Consider the following 17500-nt stretch of genomic DNA (forward strand, 5'->3'; position numbering starts at 1 on the left):
ACCGCATCCGCCGCTGCCTGAGCGGCCCTGATCGCCGCTTGCTTCTTATCCTGCTGGTTCAATGGTTCTGTCCCGGTCGGTATGTTCTCTTGTGTACACGCATCAATGTTATGAGCCGTATTGTCAACATGAAGGCACAAAAAACCCCGCCGAAGCGGGGTTCTTTCAAGTCTATTTCTTCGCCTCTTTCGGCTTTCGCTTGAAGAGACCCTTGAGATTGTCGAAGAGCTCGATCTTCACGCCCTGGCGCTTCATGATGATGCCCTGCTGGGTGATGGAGAGCAGGTTGTTCCATGCCCAGTAGATCACGAGACCAGCCGGGAACGAAGCCAGCATGAAGGTGAAGATCACTGGCATCCAGGTGAAGATGGCGGCCTGCGTTGGATCCGGAGGCGTCGGGTTCATGCGCATCTGCAGGAACATGGTGATGCCCATCAGGAGCGGCCAGACGCCGATCATCAGGAAGTGCGGCACGCCGAAAGGCAAGAGGCCGAACAGGTTGAAGAGCGAGGTCGGATCGGGCGCTGCAAGATCCTGAATCCAGCCGAAGAACGGCGCATGGCGCATTTCGATGGTGACATAGAGCACCTTGTAGAGTGCGAAGAACACCGGAATCTGCACCAGCACCGGCCAGCAACCGGCGAGAGGATTGATCTTCTCTTCCTTGTAGAGCCGCATCATTTCCTGCTGCTGCTTCATCTTGTCATCCGCATATTTCTCGCGGATTTCAGTCAGCTTCGGCTGCACCAGCTTCATGCGTGCCATCGACTTGTACGACTTGTTGGCAAGCGGGAAGAACAGGCCCTTAAGGAGAACAGTGACGACCAGAATGGCGACGCCGAAATTGCCCGAGAACTTGTAGATCCAGTCGATGAGGTAGAACATCGGCTTGGTGATGAAGTAGAACCAGCCCCAGTCGATCAGCAGTTCGAACTGCTTGATACCGAGCTTTTCTTCATAGGCCTTGATGTTGGAAACGACTTTAGCACCGGCGAAGACGTGGTTCTTCAGCGTCTGTGCCTGGCCGGGTGCAATGGTCATCGGCGCGCCGAGGAAGTCGGTCTGGTAGCGCGGGCGATCATTGGTGAAATGCGAGAAGCGACCGGTGAACTTTTCGTCCTGCGGTGGAACGAGCGTTGCCGCCCAGTACTTGTCGGTGATGCCGAGCCAGCCACCGCTCACGTCCTTGAACGAGATGTCCTTGTCGTCCTCGACCTTGGAATACTTGATTTCCTGCAGGCCGTCCTGACCCATGACGCCGATCAGGCCTTCATGAAGCACATAGGTGGCGCTGGCATGTTCCGGCTGGTTGAAGCGGGTCACGCGGCCATAGGAGGCCAGCGAGATCGGCGCGCCGGTATTGTTGGTGATCGTGTCTTCAACGGCGAACATATAGGCGTCGTCGACCGAAATGACGCGCTTGAAGGTGATGTTCTTCTCGTTGGTATAGGTCAGCGTGACCGGCGTGGATGGCGTCAGCTTGTTGTTGCCTTCCACGGTCCAGACCGTGTTCGGACCCGGAACCGGGCCGGTCGTGTCGTTGCCGGTGAAGCCGAGTTCGACGAAATAGCCCTGCTTCAGCGCCGAGGGCGCAAGCAGTTCGATCTGAGGCGAATTATCATCGACGGTCTCGTGATATCTCTTCAGGAAGAGATCATCGAGGCGCGCGCCGGTCAGGTTGATCGAACCGCGCAGCGAAGGCGTATCGATTTCGACGCGCTGCGTCTGGGCAACGGCTGCCTCGCGGGTCAGCGTGCCGCCAGCGGCTGCAACATCGCTATGGCCGGGAATATTTCCGGACGTGGCGGGCATCTGCGGCGTGTCGCCACTTTGCGCCTGTTGTTGCGTCGCCTGTTGTTTCTGCTGCTGCTGCTCCTCAATGCGTGCCTGCTCCCGCTGGGCTTCCGTTTTCGGACCCAGATAAAACACTTGCCACAGCGTTAGCACGAGGATGGACAGGGCAATGGTGATGAAGAAATTACGATTATTTTCCATTGACGGGTCCTGATTCCGGTCTTTCCGTTCGGCGTTTCCCATCGCCCCGCCGTTCACCCTTCGCCTTGATGCGGCGGGAGAGTTCTTCGGTCAGTCGCGAAAAGGGCGCAGTGAGGGCTTGCTCGCGCGCTACGATCACATAGTCGGTCGAAGGCGCCATGTCACGCCCTGCGTGACAACGAACCGCTTCTCTCAGCCTGCGGCGGATGCGGTTTCGTATCACGGCGTTGCCGTTTTTCTTCGTTACGGTGAAACCTGCACGGGGTTTTTCGCCGATTTTGGCGGTTTGCGATTCTTCTTCGGTCCGCTCGCGGACTTCGAGAAGAAACAGTGGACCACGTCGCTTTTCACCATTCCTCAAAGCCAAAAACTCCGCTCTCTTGCGAAGGCGGAGTATTTGTTTCGGCTTGTTCATTTCTTTATTCACCGCGCTGCAGCGCGGGAAAAGATTAAGCGGAAAGCCGCTTACGGCCGCGCGAACGGCGAGCGGTGAGAACCTTGCGGCCGCCGGTGGTTGCCATGCGTGCACGGAAACCGTGACGACGCTTGCGGACGATCTTGGATGGCTGGTAAGTGCGCTTCATTTATTTAATACCGCGGTGTGCGGCCCTTCTTGATTCTGTTTTTCCGTTGAACACGATCTTGTCCGAAAACTGTTTTCCACTTTTCGGGATCACGCTCTATTGAACAGGAGCTGGTTCTTGTCCCTTGCGACGGACAGCACAAAACCATCCGTAAAACCGCGCGGGCGAACGTGACGCGGCTTATAGGGGGAGGGGGGCAAAGAGTCAATGGTGACGGGCGCTAAAGCTTGTCTCCCAAAAATGGGAGCCGCCTTCACGGGGAAATCAGTCCACTGGACTGATTTCTGATCCCGCTATGATGGGAAAAAGACATGCTTGATATGATCACAGCTGTGCTTCAATCGCAGCCTTATCGATGACTGACCAGACTTTCCTTATGAGCGTATTCTCGAACTCATAGAAAACATTCTCTGCGAACCGGACCCGTTTGCCGTTGACCGGGAGGCCGAACAGTAGCCCCTTCGGCGTACAGTCAAACTGAAGCCGGCTGGCAATATAGGGCGGCTCGCTGACAAGCAATTCTATGTTGAAGCGCAGGTCGGGAATCGCCTCGAAATCCTGTTCCAGCATCGTGCGATAGCCGCCAAGTCCCAAAGGTCTGCCATTATGAATGGCCTCCTCGTGCACATAAAGCCCGAGGTCGTCCCAGTCCTGCCGGTTCAGGCATGCAATATAGTCGCGATAAATCTCGGCGAGTGGTTCCGACATGGCTGTCCTCCTCTTCGGAGCGGTTCCAGTTGGAGCGGTGTCGCTGGAACTGCTCCAAGTATTTGTTTCGTCGCATTATCCTCACGCAAAACCGCTTCGCACTTTTGCTGGAAATGTTCTTTTTACTGAAATTGCATCATTCGGACCGGCATTGGCATTGCCAAAGCAGACTAGGGCTTTAATAAGGATGCGCAACATTTTCACATGCGGGACTGGTCCCGCAGAAGAGCATTATTGAGAGGAGTTCACCATGAGCATCCGTCGCATTGGAGTCGGCCCGCGCATGAGCCAGGCCGTCATTCACGGCAACACCGTTTATCTCGCCGGTCAGGTGGGAAATCCGGGCGCCAGCGTTACCGAACAGACCAAGGCCGTTCTGGCCGAGGTGGACCGCCTTCTCAAGGAAGCGGGCTCCGACAAGACCAAGATCCTTCAGGCCATCATCTGGCTCGCCGACATGAAGGATTTTGGCGAAATGAACGCTGTCTGGGATGCATGGGTCGATCCGGCTCACACGCCTGCCCGCGCCACCGGCGAAGCAGCGCTGGCAACGCCAGACTACAAGGTTGAAGTCATCATCACCGCTGCGGTGTAATTTCTTCATATCGATGCGAACCCCGTCGAAGCTTCGGTTTCGGCGGGTTTTTTATTCGCGGATACGTTGCGAAAAGCCGTCGCGTCCACCCGCGAGCGCTCTTGCGTCGATTGACGCGCGTTTGCGTGCTTCCTCCAGCGTGCCGCCATTCTCGATCCAGCCGTGATCGTACAGATAACCGGGCAGGTAGCCTGACAGGAGGATGCGGTAGTCGAACGGGAAGGTCGGATCCAGCACCCGCGCCATGTGGAAGATGATCGTGGTGCAGTTCGCGGTCAGCGTATTATAGAATTTCGGCTGCTCTGCCAGCTCATTGCCAAGCTCGACATAGGACAGGAAAAGTTCGCGCGCGCCCACCGGCGGCAGCTTCACGCGGTAGCGATAGACGTTTTCCTTGCGGACATTGGTGCGCAGATAAATGATGTCCTGCTCTTCGGCGGCAATCATCGCCAGCTCGTATTTGCGGAAGAAACCGGCGATGGGCGAATAGACTTCATGGTGTTCGCGGCGGATTTCGCCGGAAAAGACCACATGACGGCCATCCTCGAAGCCGAATGACAGAAGCGTATGGGCGATTGCCGGGCCCGACCAATAGGACAGATAAACGTCCACCGTCGCAATCTTGCTGAGGTCGTAGGTTTCCTCTTTCCAGTTGGGCGTAAAATCTTCTGTCGTTCGCCAGGTGAAATCGCGGACATTGGAAAGGGTGACGATGTCGCCATTGATCTTTCCCGTCACCGTGCGTGCGACGTCGGGCGCCCAGATGCGGTTGAGGGAGGGGCGGACTGTGGACCATGCCCCGAGCATCACCAGCGCCAGAAGGCAGAAGACCAGTCGCCTGCGCCAGCAGCTGTAATGTCTTTCGCCTGCAATCACGCCCAGAGCGATCAGAAGCCAGACGGCGATGATCGATCCGCGCATGGCATCGCCGAAGGGCAACTGGAACCACATGGCAAAGCTGGCCCATATCGCAAAGATAAGGACGAATAAAATGAAGACGAACTTGCCTGCGATGCGGACGGGAGCCGATTTCAGGAGAGATGACATATGCATTCCGTATTCGTCGGTTGCCGCTGCCAGGAATTATTCTGTGTGCGGAAATCGGCGGGATACTGACATGATTTGCATCCCTATGTCATGGGGTAACGGTTAGAATAGTAAATTTAAGTTTCTACATTAGAACCGTAGAAAGTTATTGGTGTGTCAGGGCTTATTTCTTTACTGCCATTGCTTCGCCGCGCGGGCGGGAAACAGGCTTGCGGTTGCGGGCGTGCGGACGCACCAGACGCCATAGAAGCAGTGCGCTGACGATCCCGGCATAGATGACCGGTTCGGCAGGCCAGCTTTTCACCGACATGATGAAATGGATCGCGCCGCCAGCGATTGCGACATAGACCAGCTTGTGCAGGCTGTTCCAACGGCGGCCGAGCTTGCGGATCGACCAGTTGTTGGAGGTCAGCGCCAGCGGCACCAGCAGGACCAGACTGATCATGCCGATGGTGATGAAAGGCCGCCGCACGATATCGGTGACAATGGCGGAAATGTTCAGGCCCTGATCCAGCACCATATAGGTGGCGAAGTGCATCAGCGCATAATAGAAGGCGAGCAGGCCGAGCGCCCGGCGATAGCGCAGAAAAGCCATGCCGGTCAGGTCGCGGATCGGCGTTACCATGAGGGTCAGAATGAGAAAGCGCAGAGCCCACAGGCCAAGCGTGTGTTCGAAAGTCTTGACCGGATCGGCACCAAGGTTGCCGCTTGCGCCCAGATAGAACGTCCAGACTGCCGGAACGAAACCGACCGCATAAAGCAGCCAGATCTTCCATTCACCGGGACGAACTGTCTTCTTTTTGCCTGTCTGGGCCGCTGCTGCCATGTCAGTAATTCACCTTCAGGTCCATGCCCGCATAAAGTGAGGCGACTTCCTCGCCATAACCGTTAAACGGCAAGGTGGGGCGGCGGCCCGAACCCAAAAAACCGCCTTCGCCAATACGCCGCTCGGTCGCCTGGCTCCAGCGCGGATGATCGACCTCCGGATTCACATTGGCATAGAAGCCATATTCGTTAGCGGCCTGCTGCTGCCATGAGGTTGGCGGCTGCTTTTCGACAAAGCTGATCTTCGTGATCGCCTTGATCCCCTTGAAACCGTATTTCCAGGGCACCACGAGCCGGATCGGCGCGCCGTTCGCATTGGGCAATGTCTCGCCGTAAAGGCCGACCGAAAGGATCGTCAGCGGATGATTGGCTTCGTCGAGACGCAGGCCTTCGATATAGGGCCAGTCGAGAACCTGAAAGAGGCCGGTCTGGCCCGGCATTTCTTCCGGTCGCACCACGCCGGTAAAGGCGATGTATTTGGCGGAACCAAGCGGCTCCACCTGCGACAGAAGGCTTGCGAGCGGAAACCCGATCCACGGAATGACCATCGACCATGCCTCGACGCAGCGCATCCGATAGATGCGTTCTTCAAGCGGCATCCTGGCAATCAGTTCCTGAATGTCGAATTCCTTCGGCTGTTTCACGAGGCCATCGACGGTGAGCTTCCAGGGTAGCGGCTTGTAGCTGCCGGAATTGGCGGAAGGGTCGCTCTTGTCGGTGCCGAATTCATAGAAATTATTGTAGGTCGTGACAGCATCCTGCGGTGTCAGCTTTTCATCGACCTTATAGGCGGAAGCCTTCGCCTTGAGCGGTTCGGCAAAGGCGGTTGATGCAACACCAGCCGCGGCCAGCGCACCCGCACCAACCATGAAGTTGCGACGGTTCAGATAGAGGCTCTTGGGCGTCACCGCGTCATAAGTGAGACGGGCGGATGAAAAACGCCCGGGTTTGAAGCTGCTCATGGTCTCTCCCACTTCCAAAACGATTAGCCTGCTGTTGCAGATACGATCCCACGTAAAGGCGTCAAAAGCATGGATAATTTGCGAACACGATGTTGTTCACGCATTGTTGAGATCGCGTGAAGGCGTAACAGAATTGTAACACAATGTAACTTTTCGTGCATTCTGCCATATTCTCGCTAAAACTCTGCTGTTAACGGCATTACATTAGCGCATCCCGAAAGCACTTCCCGCAAAAGCATGGGCGATTTCGGAAAGATGTGTCGGGTCATGTGATTATCGCCGGCAGGGGTGGGGACGCACCCGGGAAGAGCTGCCTTCAAACCTTCGTTAACGTCTCATTGGCTATATTGAGATCATGGTAAAGAAGATGTTTATTGCCGCTTTGGCGGCAGCTGCATTCACGGTGGCGGCCGGCTCGGCTCTGGCCGAAGGACAGCCCGTTTCGACGAACGGTCAGGGCAAGGTTCTGAGCGCTATTGCTGCATCGATGAAAGAAGAGCAGGGCGCTCCCAAGCTGGGTGAAGGCGTGACAATGCGCGAGAAGAAAATGGATACGGAAACGACCCCGGAACAGAATTTTTCGCGCAGCAAGCAGTTCATTCATCGCTTCTACAAGCCGGAAAATGCTTCGAACGAACTGGTGATCCTGCTGCACGGTTCGGGCGGTAATGAAACCAGCCTTGTGCCGCTGGCTTCCAAGATCTGGCCGCGCGCCACACTGCTCGGCATTCGCGGTCGCGTGATGCAAGATGGCGGTACACGCTGGTACAAGCGCATCTCGCCGGTCAAGTTCGACCAGAAGGACGTGAAGCTCGAAGCCAATGCGTTCGTGACCTTTTTGACGCGTCTGGCCGATGACAAGGATCTCGACCTCACCCACGCAACCTTCGTGGGCTATTCTAACGGCGCCAATCTTCTGGCTGCAACCATGATGCTGCACCCCGATCTGGTGAAGCGCGCCATTCTGATGCGCTCGATGCCGGTTCTGGATAACGCCCCTGTGGCCAATCTGAGCAAGGCGCGCGTTCTGACCATCACAGGCGAAGAGGACAAGCTCTATTCACCGTTTGCGCCAGCGCTTTCTGCACTTCTGCGCTCCGGTGGCGCTCGCGTCGATGCCCGCACCATCGATGCGGATCATATGCTGGGTGAAAAGGATATCGCCGCCATCACTCAATGGGTGGCATCGCTCGGACCAGATGGTGCGCCTGCGGTTGCAAGACGCGGACAATAATATCGACTTGATTGAAGCCCGGTCAGTTTCCCTGATCGGGCTTCGCGATCATGCATTCGGGCGGTAGCGAAAGTGACCGGTAATGGGAAACTCAAACAGCCGGTCTTCAATCCGGGTTCCCGCACCAATATTGTGAACAACCAACAGACGTGTGCCCTCGGCATTATAGCGCTGTGTAACGATGGCTATATGCGGCAGGTTTCCCGGAAGCATCTGCGCGACGAGATCGCCGGGACGATAATCCTCAGCAACTTTTGTAACCGGTAAGGCCGCTTTGCTCCTGTTGAAAAATACGGCAAGGTTCGGCACGCGACGGTGGTCGATATTCGGGTCGGGGCGCTTCAGGCCCCAGTTTCTCGGATATTGCGTGAAAGCTTTCCGCATATCGTTGTGGACCAAGGCCTGCAGGTCCGCATTCAACCCCTGCCGATAGGCGCGGATGATGACATCGGTGCAGACGCCTCGATCGAGAGGAACGTCTCCGCCGGGATATTTCAGCTGCGTATAAGCGGGGTCATAGTGAACCGTCGTTCCCACCTGGCTTTCCGCTGCCGCAATCAGCTTTTGCGCCCACGGCTCAGCCTCCACCGAAGGGAGCGCCGCAGAAGTCTTTTCGACGAGCAGGGACGTCGAAAAGACTGCCGATACTCCGCCGAGGACAATAGAACGACGTGAAAGCATACTGAAATTCTCTTCCTCCTGCATGAACAGGATAAAACCGCTGAAGATCGATTACGATTGTTGGTCCGGTGTTGGTATGATCTATTAGCAACTCTAGATTTAAATAAGGAAATCGTATGATTCTAAGAAGTGCTAAAGGTTCTTCTGTCCTGATGGCCGTAATTGGTGCGGCTCTTGTGGCAGGCGGATTTTATTACCAAGCCAGTGGTTCGTCTGTTTCCAGCGCGGATCAACAGCGCTGCGAACAAATCATCCAGAATATTTATGGTGATAATGCCGATGCCAAATCGTCGTTGCTGCCGAAATGCAACGAGCCCGGCATGGTCGCGATGATGGATGCCAGGGCTGGCGGCTCTGGCGCGTCGGAAGCTGCCGCAGCCATTGCCTCTGCCAATCAGACCGACATAACGTCGAATGCATTGGGTTATGGGGTGATGGGCGTCGGTGTTGCGCTGGTGATTTCGGGTCTTTTCGGTATGGCTCGCGCCAAACGAAACGGTGAGGTCTGAGGATCTGCAAGCAGTCTGCTTGTGTAGATGAAACGGGGAATCAGTCCATTGGACTGTTTCCCCCGCGACCTGCGGCTTCTGTTCAGGGTTTAGAGCGCCGATCTGATTGGATCAGATCGGCGCTCTAATCATTTGTTTTTACGCGCATCTTTTCCGAAAACCGTTTCACACTTTTCGGGATGCGCTCTAATCCGCTATCGAAACCACACCGCAATCCCCGGCCTCGGAGCCGAAGACGAGGCGTTGGCCCTGTTCATCCCAGCCCATGCTGGTGATTGCGCCCTTGCCGGGGCGGCGCAGCAGAACTTCCTTGCTGTCGGCGAAACGAGCAACCAGGATCATGCCGTCATTATAGCCGATGGCTGCAATGTCCTCGACCGGATGGCAGGCAACGGATGTCACCATGCTATCGCCACGAAGACCGAGTTCCAGAGGAGCCTTGCCCATCGGGCCGTCCTTGCCCGCAAAAGGCCAGACGATTGCTGCCGGGGCGCCGGAGGTGGCCAGCCACTTGGCCTTGGCGCTCCACGACCAGTCTTTCACCTTGGCCGGATAGCCGGTCATGCGCATGTGCTTCGTATCTTCGAGACGCCAGCCATGCAGGGCATTTTCTTGCATCGAGGTGATGAGGAAGCGACCATCGGGTGAAAAGATTGCGCCGATATGTGCGCCTTTCCATTCCAGTTCGACAGGTTTCGCCGCTGTTCCGGTCCAGATCAGGGTTGCACCATTATAGCGGGCAATCGCCAGCCGCTGGCCCTTTGGCGCAAAGGCAATGCCTTCGACGCTGCGTTCCTGCGCAAATTCCTGCACCTTGCCGTCAGACGTGCGCACCCAGGCGGTGCGACCCGATGCAAAACCGACAGTTCCGCCGGGGCCTGCTGCCACGGCGGTCATCCATTTGCGCGGGATCTTCGCAAGTTCAGTTACCGTCCCATCGGCGTCGGTACGGCACACGCGACCGTCTTCGCCGCCAGTGATGAGCGACTTTCCGTCAACGGAAACGGTCGCGCTCAACAGGCCGTCATGGACTGCAGAGGTCTTGCTGCCGTTATTGAGCTGATGGATCGAGCCATCGGCCATTGCGAAGAAGGGAATGCCGCTGATAAAGCGCGCATAAAGACAATGACCTTCAAGGTCGAGCGGAGCTACTGTAGGCATCGGCTTCCGGTATTGTTTATTGATGAGAGCATTTCCAGCAGAAGCGGTTTTGCCGGAAATGCATAGAAATAGGCGGTTAAGCGGTTTCCCGGTTCGAACAGAACCGGAAGCGCTTTATCGGGCCTGACTGTTTTCGAAGCCGGCCTTCAGGGCGGCGGGGTCGAGTTCACGTCCGATGAAGACGAGGCGGCTTTCACGCTTTTCGTCTTCCTTCCAGGCACGCTGGTGGTCACCTTCGATGATCATGTGCACGCCCTGCACCACATAGCGGTCCGGATCGTCCTTGAAAGCGATGATGCCCTTGAGGCGCAGAATGTTCGGTCCTTGCGTCTGGGTGATATTCTGAATCCACGGGAAGAATTTCGCCGGGTCGATTTCACCAGCCCTGAGCGACACCGACTTCACCGTCACATCATGGATCGGTGAGGCGTGATCGTGGTGATGGTCATGATCGCAGTCGGGACCGCACACATGGTCATGGTCGTGATGGTGGTCATGATGATCGTGATCATGCGCATGATGATGATGTCCATGGTCGTGACCATGATGGTCATGATCATGGTCGCAATCCGGTCCGCATACGTGATCGGGATGATCATGGTCGAGAAAGTGCGGATCGTTGTCCAGAACGCGCTTCAGGTCGAAGGCGCCGCGATCCAGCACGCGGTCGAGCGGGATGGAAGCGCGCTCGGTGCGGTGGATGATGGCATGCGGATTGATGGCGCGAACGGTCGCCTCGATGGCCGCCAGCTCCTGCGGCGTCACGAGATCAGTCTTGTTGATGAGCACGACATCGGCAAAGGCGATCTGGTCTTCCGCTTCGCGGCTGTCCTTCAGGCGCAGCGGCAGATGCTTGGCATCGACAAGGGCGACAACGGCGTCGAGGCCGGTCTTGGCGCGCACGTCATCATCCATGAAGAAGGTCTGCGCAACCGGAACCGGATCGGCAAGGCCGGTCGTTTCCACAACGATGGCGTCGAAACGACCCGGACGGCGCATCAGGCCTTCCACCACGCGGATCAGGTCGCCACGCACGGTGCAGCAGATGCAGCCATTGTTCATTTCGTAGATTTCTTCGTCCGACTCGACGATCAGGTCGTTGTCGATGCCGATCTCGCCGAATTCATTGACGATCACGGCGTAACGCTTGCCGTGATTTTCGGTCAGGATACGGTTGAGAAGAGTGGTCTTTCCCGAACCCAGATAACCGGTCAGAACGGTCACGGGAATGCGGCCAGCTTCAGTGGTCGTCTTGGTTTCAGACGGAGCTTCGGTTTGGGCTTCAGCCTGGCTCATGGTTATGCCTCTTGAAGTTGTGGCCTTTTGAAATCGTGGTCTGGGATGGCCAGTGCGCGACCAGCGCGAGCGGCACAGCACCGAAACCTCGGATAGGACAATTCATATAAGGGAAGGGCAGCGTGAATGCCATATGCAATGCTATAATATTACATTCGCCTAATCACATTCACGCCAGTTGGAACACGGGCCTTGCAGTGTCTAACCTGCCTGATTGGCGAGACGTTGCAATTCGAACCGGGCGAGATCGAACCTGTCGACATCGCGCAGCAGTTCGATAAAGCCCGTCACCGCGTTGGTGATCAGCCTTTCCCCGGCTTCTGCCGTTGCGGCAGCAGCGTTGCCAGCAACCCCTTCCGGGTTGAGATCGTGCATCTTCCAGCCGAAGGCATGAGGGCCATAGGCGCGCAGGAACTTGAATTCCTCGGCGTAACGTGACTGGGCGTTGGAGAAATTGCGTGCCTTCGACATGTCCACCAGATCGGGGCGCAGCGCCAGCATCACCGATGTCTCGATGAAGCCGCCATGAATATCGAGCGCTTTTTCCTCCGGCGTAATCAGGCCTTCCGGCAGACCGAAACGGGTCCAGCTCGTGGCAACCGCCAGCATGTCGAGCCGCGTGCGCAGTTCCGTTGCGACAATTGTCATCAATGGCGAATTTCCGCCATGCGCGTTCAGCATGACCAGTTTGCGAATGCCGCCAGCGTGAAGGTTTTCACCAATGCCGATCCACTGGTTCACGGCCTCGGCAAAGGCGAGGCTCTGGGTTCCTTCGGTATCCATGTGTTCGATGGAATAGCCGACCGGCTGTGCGGGCAGAAAATTGACGTTCAGTTCGGCAGGCAGCGCATCGCTGACACGCGCGACAATGCCTTCGGCGATGATCGTATCCGTTTCAAACGGCAAATGAGGCCCATGCTGTTCGTGAGCGCCAAGGGGCAGAACGACAATCATGTCGCTGTTTTGATCGCGCAGGTCGGTCATGTTTTCCTCGCTTTATTTGTTTTATTGGGTCCTGACCCTAACGTCCGTTAGCCATGACAGCAACCGGGCCTTGTTGTTTCATAAGTCGGACAATATTTTACGATATATGGATGGATGGGACTATCGATCAGGCGACAGTAACTGGTTTATTTTGAACAGCGTATCTTGTCCGAAAACCGTTGGATGCTTTTCGGGATGCGCATCAAAGTGCCAACAAGGGCGAGGTGGCGATGAGCAAGGACAATAAGGCGGTTGTACTTTACCGGCTGCAATCCGTGGCAAGACTGTCGCGGACGGTGCTGGCCACGCGGCTTCTGGAACAGGGGCTTTATGCGGGGCAGGATGCAGTCATGTTGCAACTGGCTGCGGAAGACGGGCTGACACCCGGCGTTCTTGCACAGCGGCTGGGTGTGCGTCCGCCGACCATCACCAAAACCATTGCGCGTCTGCAGGGGCAGGGGTTCGTGGCGAAGCGCGCCTCGGAAACCGATCAGCGCCAGTCGCATGTCTATCTTACGCAGACGGGTCTGGAGACCATCAAGGCAATCGAGAAATCCATTCGCAAGACCGAGAAGGACATGCTGAAGGGGCTCGACAAGAAAGATCGCAAGACCTTCCTCAAGATGCTGAGCCGGATGGAGAGCAATCTTGCGCTTCGCGGTGTCACGCGCATTCCCGATGAGCCTGAAACGGAAGTGCTTGAAGAGGACGACGTGGAATAGGCCTGTCGCTTATCAAGCTCTAACTATTTGTTTTGACGCGCATCTTGGCGGGAAACCGTGAAACACTTTTCAAGATGCGTGCTATCGAAAATGCTTCCAATTCAAGGTTTGCAATGGCATAACCGTTCGCAAGACGAACGGTCGCGTCTCACCTTGTCAGGTTGCGGCCGCGTCTCCGACTGCGGCACGGACCATTTTGGGGAGGCGACTTGGCCCAGAAAATAAAGCTATCGACCATCGCGGATGCGCTTGGTGTTTCGACAGCCACAGTTTCGCTCGCTTTGCGCGACAGTCCCCTCGTTGCCGACCAGACTCGCGAGAAGATCAAGGAACATGCCCGCGCCATCGGTTATATCTATAACCGTCGCGCTGCGAGCCTGCGCACCTCACGCTCCGGCATTGTCGGCGTCGTGGTGCATGACATCATGAATCCGTTCTTCGCGGAAATTCTCAAATCCATCGAAACGGAACTGGACCGGTCGCGGCAGACCTTCATCCTGTCCAACCATTACGATCAGCTCGAAAAGCAGCGCACCTTTATGGATACGCTTTTGCAGCTCGGCGCGGATGGGGTCATTATGTCGCCCGCTATCGGCACGCCGCCGGAAGACATCCAGCTTGCGGAAGATAACGGCCTGCCGGTCGTGCTGATCGCGCGTAGCGTCGAGGGTGTTCATGCGCCGGTTTTCCGGGGTGACGATGCCTATGGTATCGGCCTTGCCACCAATCACCTTATTTCGCTCGGTCATACGCGCATCGCGATGATCGGCGGTACGGATCAGACCTCGACGGGTCGTGACCGTTATCGCGGCTATGTGCAGGCCATGGAAAAGGCCGGGCTGGAGGTTCGCCCCGACTGGCGCATTGCCGGGCCGCGCACGAAGCAGGGCGGCTTTGAAGTCGCGCCGCAATTTCTGGCGCTGAAAGACAAGCCGACGGCTGCGGTCTGCTGGAACGATCTGACCGCCATCGGCCTGATGAACGGCATTGCTCGCGCCGGGCTGGTGCCGGGCGAGGACATTTCCGTGACCGGCTATGACGATCTCGAGGAAGCGGCGATCGCAACGCCAGCGCTGACGACCGTCTGGAACGGACAGCGTGAAGTGGGACGCCGTGCCGCTCGCGCACTGCTGGACCAGCTCAACGGCGTCGAGGTTTCTTCGATGCAGGAACTTATCAAGCCGGAACTGCATATCCGGCAATCGACATCCAAGCCGAAACACGGCTGATTTCCCCCGCTCCGGCCCCGGTTGCAGCCTTTGGGTTAACCGGTCGCCGGTCCCTCACGAACTGCGACATGCTGTCCAGAGGAATCCAGAGGAATATTGTCATGACCAAGCGCGACGCAACCGTTCTGGTGCTCGGAAACTTCAATGATTATGCCGTCGAGCGTCTGTCCGGTGAGTTTTCGGTGCGCCGCATACCACGCGGTGACGCGGCGCTGGTCGATGCCGACTGGGCAGGCGACATATATGGTATTGCCAGCATGTCCACCGTCGATGCGGCGCTGATCGATGCATTGCCCAATCTGAAAATCATCGGCAATTTTGGCGTCGGTTACGATGCGGTCGATGCAAAACATGCCGGCGTGAAAAATGTCATGGTCACCAACACGCCGGACGTGCTGACCGACGAAGTAGCCGATACGGCGCTTGGCCTTCTGATTGATACGGTGCGGGAATTGTCGAAGTCGCAGGAATTCCTGCGTGCAGGCAATTGGGTGAAGGAAGGCCGCTATCCGCTGTCGAAGCTATCCTTGCGTGGGCGCAAGGTCGGCATTTTCGGCCTTGGCCGCATCGGCAAGGCGGTCGCCCATCGTGTCGAAGCTTTCGGACTGCCGGTTTCCTATCACAATCGTCGCAAGGCTGAAGGCGTCGCCTACGATTATTATCCGACCCTGCTCGAGCTGGCCAAGGCGGTGGACACACTTATTCTGGTCGCACCGGGCGGCGCGGAAACCGCAAAGGCAGTCAATGCCGAAGTGCTGAAGGCGCTCGGTCCGGACGGTGTGCTGATCAATGTCGGGCGCGGTTCGCTGGTTGATGAAGATGCGCTGGCCGCAGCGCTGAACGATGGCACCATCGCTGCTGCAGGTCTGGATGTTTTCGCGAACGAACCGTCAGTGCCACAAGGCCTGCTTGATGCGCCCAACACGGTTTTGCTGCCGCATATCGCATCCGCATCGCAAAAGACCCGTCAGGCCATGGCGGATCTGGTGATCGACAATCTCATTGCATGGTTCGACACCGGCAAGGCGATCACGCCGGTGCCGGAAACGGTGCATGTGCAAGGCTAAAGCAGTCTGTCAGGCGAGTAGGGGAATATGTTTTGATTGCGGATGACCGCAACGAACTTTTACCCCTACTGTCCTACTGCCTGATGTTGACGCACAGCCTCTCCGAACGCCTCGAATATCTTGCGCGACGGAGCATCGGAATGCGCCCAATATTCCGGGTGCCACTGCACGCCGACGACAAATCCCTTCGCATTCTTCACGGAGACGGCTTCAACCGTACCGTCTTCGGCCACAGCCTCGACTTCAAGCTGCGGTGCAAGCTTGTCGATGGCCTGACGGTGAACGGAGTTCACGCGCACGCTTTCTTCTTTGAGGATTTCCGCAAGGCATGAGTTCGGGTTGAGCTTGATCGGGTGCTGGATGGCGAAGCGCTCGGCCTGGCTTTCGGATTCCGGGGCGCGGTGGTCCATCCGGCCTTCCATTTCCTGAATTTCGGTGGCGAGCGTGCCGCCCAGTGCGACGTTCAGCTCCTGTATGCCGCGGCAGATGGCCAGCACCGGAACACCTTTTTCGATGGCTGCGCGGATGAGTGGCAGCGATGTCGCATCGCGGGCATTGTCATAGGGCTCGAACGCGGCGCTCGGTTCGACGCCATAAAGCGCCGGATTGACGTTGGATTTGGAACCTGTGACGAGAACGCCGTCCACCGCATCCAGAATGGCATCGAAATCCATCTTGTCGCCAAAACTTGGCACCAGAAGCGGCGTTACACCTGCGACGTCGATGGCGGCTGCCAGATATTGCTGGGGTGCTGCGTGCCAGGTGTAGTTTTCAAATGGCTTCACATCTGTCGGTACGGCAACGAGAGGGCGAGAAGTCTTGGGCATAATGTTCGTATCCACCAGTCGGATTATGCTCTTATCTGCTCTGTTCCTTACTTCTCCGCAATGGGTCGCGCAATCACGAACAGGTGTCGTCTTTCGGCTGCGCCATAGGTCTTTCGTCGTGCCTTCTGTGTATTGTGTTGATTTGAACCGATTTTTACGGTCGAAGATGGTTCAAATGCCGATCTCTATATTCTAGGAAGGTATAAAGAGGGATTGGCAGTTGAGGGGATGAATGACTGACGATCAGCTTTTTTCCGTCAGGGGCAAGGTTATTGCCGTGACGGGAGGGTCTTCGGGGTTGGGCCTGCGCATGGTTCATGTGCTGGCGGGGCACGGTGCGCGCGTGATTTCGATCTCGCGCACCCATGCAGGCGAAAGCATTTGCCCATCGGGCGGCGAAGTGCTCGAAATCATGGCGGATGTAACCCATCCGGATGAAATCGTGCGTGCTTTTGATGAAGCGGAAGAACGCTTCGGACCGATAACGACGCTCTTCAACAATGCCGGTGTCGCGCATATGGCACGCGCGCTCGACACGACGCGCGATATGCTGGAGCATATATTCGAGGTCAATGTCGCAGGCGCCTTTTTTGTGGCGCAGGAAGCCGCACGTCGCATGATCGAGCGCGGCGAGGGCGGCTCCATCGTCAATACGACCAGCATTCTGGGTGAGCGTCCGCAGAAGGGGGCTGCCGCCTATTCCATGTCCAAGGCCTGCGTGACGCAGATGACGCGGGCGCTGGCGCTGGAATGGGCCGCGCACGATATTCGCGTCAACGCGATTTCCCCCGGATGGTTTCCAACGCGAATCAATGAAGATCAGCTGCAAGGCCCTGCCGGGGGCTACTTCAAAGGGCGGAACCCGATGCGGCGCCTCGGCGAGCCTGAGGATCTGGACGGGGTTGTGCTGATGCTGGCTTCCGATGCCAGCCGCTATATGACGGGTTCCGTCATCACCGTGGATGGCGGTCATCAGCTCTGACAAGGTTGGAAGTTTCTTTAGCGGTTATTTCCCGCGTCGTGACTTGTATGGCAGGTTTTTTCTCTAACGGACGGGGGTCTGGCGGTAGAATA

The 17500-nt window shown here is 56.9% G+C and carries 19 protein-coding genes; 7 read left to right on the plus strand and 12 right to left on the minus strand.

All coding sequences use genetic code 11. From position 1 onward, the window contains the following. Positions 1-171 precede the first annotated feature (171 nt). From yidC to OANT_RS07045, 4 genes are all read right to left on the minus strand, one after another. On the minus strand, positions 172-1995 hold the full coding sequence (gene yidC / locus OANT_RS07030) for a membrane protein insertase YidC (RefSeq protein ID WP_010659429.1): 1824 nt from the start codon (positions 1993-1995) through the stop codon (positions 172-174). Further along, a complete protein-coding gene (rnpA, locus tag OANT_RS07035) occupies positions 1985-2410 on the minus strand; it encodes a ribonuclease P protein component (protein ID WP_010659430.1) in 426 nt (141 codons plus the stop codon). Before rnpA ends, yidC begins: the two co-directional genes overlap by 11 nt. A gap of 34 nt (positions 2411-2444) precedes the next feature. Next, positions 2445-2579 (minus strand): 50S ribosomal protein L34, encoded by a 135-nt coding sequence (gene rpmH, locus OANT_RS07040; RefSeq protein WP_010659431.1) that lies wholly within the window; start codon positions 2577-2579, stop codon positions 2445-2447. 324 nt (positions 2580-2903) lie between these two features. Then, entirely contained in the window at positions 2904-3287 is a 384-nt protein-coding gene (locus OANT_RS07045; protein ID WP_012091447.1) for an ester cyclase, read from the minus strand. A gap of 250 nt (positions 3288-3537) precedes the next feature. On the opposite strand from OANT_RS07045, the gene OANT_RS07050 reads away from it, so the two are divergent. Beyond that, the gene (locus OANT_RS07050; RefSeq protein WP_012091448.1) at positions 3538-3882 is read left to right on the plus strand and encodes a RidA family protein; all 345 of its coding nucleotides are present in this window, start codon (positions 3538-3540) and stop codon (positions 3880-3882) included. Positions 3883-3933: 51 nt separating this feature from the next. Here OANT_RS07050 and OANT_RS07055 read toward each other — a convergent pair whose 3' ends face one another. From OANT_RS07055 to msrP, 3 genes are all read right to left on the minus strand, one after another. Next, positions 3934-4929: an Lnb N-terminal periplasmic domain-containing protein gene (locus OANT_RS07055; RefSeq protein WP_010659434.1), complete on the minus strand. Its 996-nt coding sequence runs from the start codon at positions 4927-4929 to the stop codon at positions 3934-3936. Positions 4930-5092: 163 nt separating this feature from the next. Next, positions 5093-5755: a protein-methionine-sulfoxide reductase heme-binding subunit MsrQ gene (gene msrQ / locus OANT_RS07060; protein WP_010659435.1), complete on the minus strand. Its 663-nt coding sequence runs from the start codon at positions 5753-5755 to the stop codon at positions 5093-5095. Between the two features lies 1 nt (position 5756). Continuing rightward, on the minus strand, positions 5757-6716 hold the full coding sequence (msrP, locus tag OANT_RS07065) for a protein-methionine-sulfoxide reductase catalytic subunit MsrP (protein WP_012091450.1): 960 nt from the start codon (positions 6714-6716) through the stop codon (positions 5757-5759). Between the two features lie 355 nt (positions 6717-7071). Between msrP and OANT_RS07070 the strand changes: the two genes are divergently transcribed. Then, positions 7072-7950, plus strand: a complete 879-nt coding sequence (locus tag OANT_RS07070) for an alpha/beta hydrolase (protein WP_010659437.1) — start codon at positions 7072-7074, stop codon at positions 7948-7950. Between the two features lie 48 nt (positions 7951-7998). On the opposite strand, the gene OANT_RS07075 is transcribed toward OANT_RS07070, so the two are convergent. Continuing rightward, a complete protein-coding gene (locus OANT_RS07075) occupies positions 7999-8631 on the minus strand; it encodes a DUF1287 domain-containing protein (RefSeq protein ID WP_049768395.1) in 633 nt (210 codons plus the stop codon). Positions 8632-8747: 116 nt separating this feature from the next. Here OANT_RS07075 and OANT_RS07080 point away from each other — a divergent pair, with 116 nt between their 5' ends. Next, positions 8748-9140: a hypothetical protein gene (locus OANT_RS07080; RefSeq protein WP_012091452.1), complete on the plus strand. Its 393-nt coding sequence runs from the start codon at positions 8748-8750 to the stop codon at positions 9138-9140. Between the two features lie 186 nt (positions 9141-9326). On the opposite strand, the gene OANT_RS07085 is transcribed toward OANT_RS07080, so the two are convergent. The 3 genes from OANT_RS07085 to OANT_RS07095 form a co-directional block, all read right to left on the minus strand. After that, positions 9327-10301 carry a WD40 repeat domain-containing protein gene (locus tag OANT_RS07085; RefSeq protein ID WP_012091453.1) on the minus strand — a complete coding sequence of 325 codons (975 nt, stop codon included), beginning with the start codon at positions 10299-10301 and terminating at the stop codon, positions 9327-9329. A 114-nt stretch (positions 10302-10415) separates the two neighbouring features. Then, a complete protein-coding gene (locus tag OANT_RS07090) occupies positions 10416-11597 on the minus strand; it encodes a CobW family GTP-binding protein (protein WP_010659441.1) in 1182 nt (393 codons plus the stop codon). 201 nt (positions 11598-11798) lie between these two features. Further along, on the minus strand, positions 11799-12581 hold the full coding sequence (locus tag OANT_RS07095; RefSeq protein ID WP_012091454.1) for a creatininase family protein: 783 nt from the start codon (positions 12579-12581) through the stop codon (positions 11799-11801). A 230-nt stretch (positions 12582-12811) separates the two neighbouring features. Here OANT_RS07095 and OANT_RS25525 point away from each other — a divergent pair, with 230 nt between their 5' ends. The 3 genes from OANT_RS25525 (at position 12812) to OANT_RS07110 (ending at position 15599) form a co-directional block, all read left to right on the plus strand. After that, positions 12812-13303, plus strand: coding sequence for a MarR family winged helix-turn-helix transcriptional regulator (locus OANT_RS25525; RefSeq protein WP_012091455.1), 492 nt, complete (start codon positions 12812-12814; stop codon positions 13301-13303). Positions 13304-13512: 209 nt separating this feature from the next. Then, positions 13513-14532 carry a LacI family DNA-binding transcriptional regulator gene (locus OANT_RS07105; RefSeq protein ID WP_006471199.1) on the plus strand — a complete coding sequence of 340 codons (1020 nt, stop codon included), beginning with the start codon at positions 13513-13515 and terminating at the stop codon, positions 14530-14532. Between the two features lie 101 nt (positions 14533-14633). Continuing rightward, positions 14634-15599 carry a 2-hydroxyacid dehydrogenase gene (locus OANT_RS07110; protein WP_012091456.1) on the plus strand — a complete coding sequence of 322 codons (966 nt, stop codon included), beginning with the start codon at positions 14634-14636 and terminating at the stop codon, positions 15597-15599. Between the two features lie 65 nt (positions 15600-15664). Here the strand turns inward: OANT_RS07110 and OANT_RS07115 are convergent, their stop codons facing one another. After that, positions 15665-16426 (minus strand): gamma-glutamyl-gamma-aminobutyrate hydrolase family protein, encoded by a 762-nt coding sequence (locus tag OANT_RS07115; RefSeq protein ID WP_012091457.1) that lies wholly within the window; start codon positions 16424-16426, stop codon positions 15665-15667. Between the two features lie 232 nt (positions 16427-16658). Here OANT_RS07115 and OANT_RS07120 point away from each other — a divergent pair, with 232 nt between their 5' ends. Next, positions 16659-17408, plus strand: coding sequence for an SDR family NAD(P)-dependent oxidoreductase (locus OANT_RS07120; protein WP_012091458.1), 750 nt, complete (start codon positions 16659-16661; stop codon positions 17406-17408). Positions 17409-17500: the final 92 nt, after the last annotated feature.

This window comes from Brucella anthropi ATCC 49188 (genome assembly GCF_000017405.1).
In the GTDB taxonomy this organism is placed as follows: Bacteria; Pseudomonadota; Alphaproteobacteria; order Rhizobiales; family Rhizobiaceae; genus Brucella; species Brucella anthropi.

What these genes read in the sequence shown, in the direction of transcription:
- rnpA (WP_010659430.1), bottom strand. Translation starts at nt 2,410, where the DNA reads ATGAACAAGCCGAAACAAATACTCCGCCTTCGCAAGAGAGCGGAGTTT.
- OANT_RS07095 (WP_012091454.1), bottom strand. Translation starts at nt 12,581, where the DNA reads ATGACCGACCTGCGCGATCAAAACAGCGACATGATTGTCGTTCTGCCC.
- rpmH (WP_010659431.1), bottom strand. Translation starts at nt 2,579, where the DNA reads ATGAAGCGCACTTACCAGCCATCCAAGATCGTCCGCAAGCGTCGTCAC.
- OANT_RS07055 (WP_010659434.1), bottom strand. Translation starts at nt 4,929, where the DNA reads ATGTCATCTCTCCTGAAATCGGCTCCCGTCCGCATCGCAGGCAAGTTC.
- OANT_RS07045 (WP_012091447.1), bottom strand. Translation starts at nt 3,287, where the DNA reads ATGTCGGAACCACTCGCCGAGATTTATCGCGACTATATTGCATGCCTG.
- OANT_RS07070 (WP_010659437.1), top strand. Translation starts at nt 7,072, where the DNA reads ATGGTAAAGAAGATGTTTATTGCCGCTTTGGCGGCAGCTGCATTCACG.
- OANT_RS07075 (WP_049768395.1), bottom strand. Translation starts at nt 8,631, where the DNA reads ATGCTTTCACGTCGTTCTATTGTCCTCGGCGGAGTATCGGCAGTCTTT.
- msrP (WP_012091450.1), bottom strand. Translation starts at nt 6,716, where the DNA reads ATGAGCAGCTTCAAACCCGGGCGTTTTTCATCCGCCCGTCTCACTTAT.
- OANT_RS07080 (WP_012091452.1), top strand. Translation starts at nt 8,748, where the DNA reads ATGATTCTAAGAAGTGCTAAAGGTTCTTCTGTCCTGATGGCCGTAATT.
- OANT_RS07090 (WP_010659441.1), bottom strand. Translation starts at nt 11,597, where the DNA reads ATGAGCCAGGCTGAAGCCCAAACCGAAGCTCCGTCTGAAACCAAGACG.
- yidC (WP_010659429.1), bottom strand. Translation starts at nt 1,995, where the DNA reads ATGGAAAATAATCGTAATTTCTTCATCACCATTGCCCTGTCCATCCTC.
- msrQ (WP_010659435.1), bottom strand. Translation starts at nt 5,755, where the DNA reads ATGGCAGCAGCGGCCCAGACAGGCAAAAAGAAGACAGTTCGTCCCGGT.
- OANT_RS07085 (WP_012091453.1), bottom strand. Translation starts at nt 10,301, where the DNA reads ATGCCTACAGTAGCTCCGCTCGACCTTGAAGGTCATTGTCTTTATGCG.
- OANT_RS07110 (WP_012091456.1), top strand. Translation starts at nt 14,634, where the DNA reads ATGACCAAGCGCGACGCAACCGTTCTGGTGCTCGGAAACTTCAATGAT.
- OANT_RS25525 (WP_012091455.1), top strand. Translation starts at nt 12,812, where the DNA reads ATGAGCAAGGACAATAAGGCGGTTGTACTTTACCGGCTGCAATCCGTG.
- OANT_RS07115 (WP_012091457.1), bottom strand. Translation starts at nt 16,426, where the DNA reads ATGCCCAAGACTTCTCGCCCTCTCGTTGCCGTACCGACAGATGTGAAG.
- OANT_RS07120 (WP_012091458.1), top strand. Translation starts at nt 16,659, where the DNA reads ATGACTGACGATCAGCTTTTTTCCGTCAGGGGCAAGGTTATTGCCGTG.
- OANT_RS07050 (WP_012091448.1), top strand. Translation starts at nt 3,538, where the DNA reads ATGAGCATCCGTCGCATTGGAGTCGGCCCGCGCATGAGCCAGGCCGTC.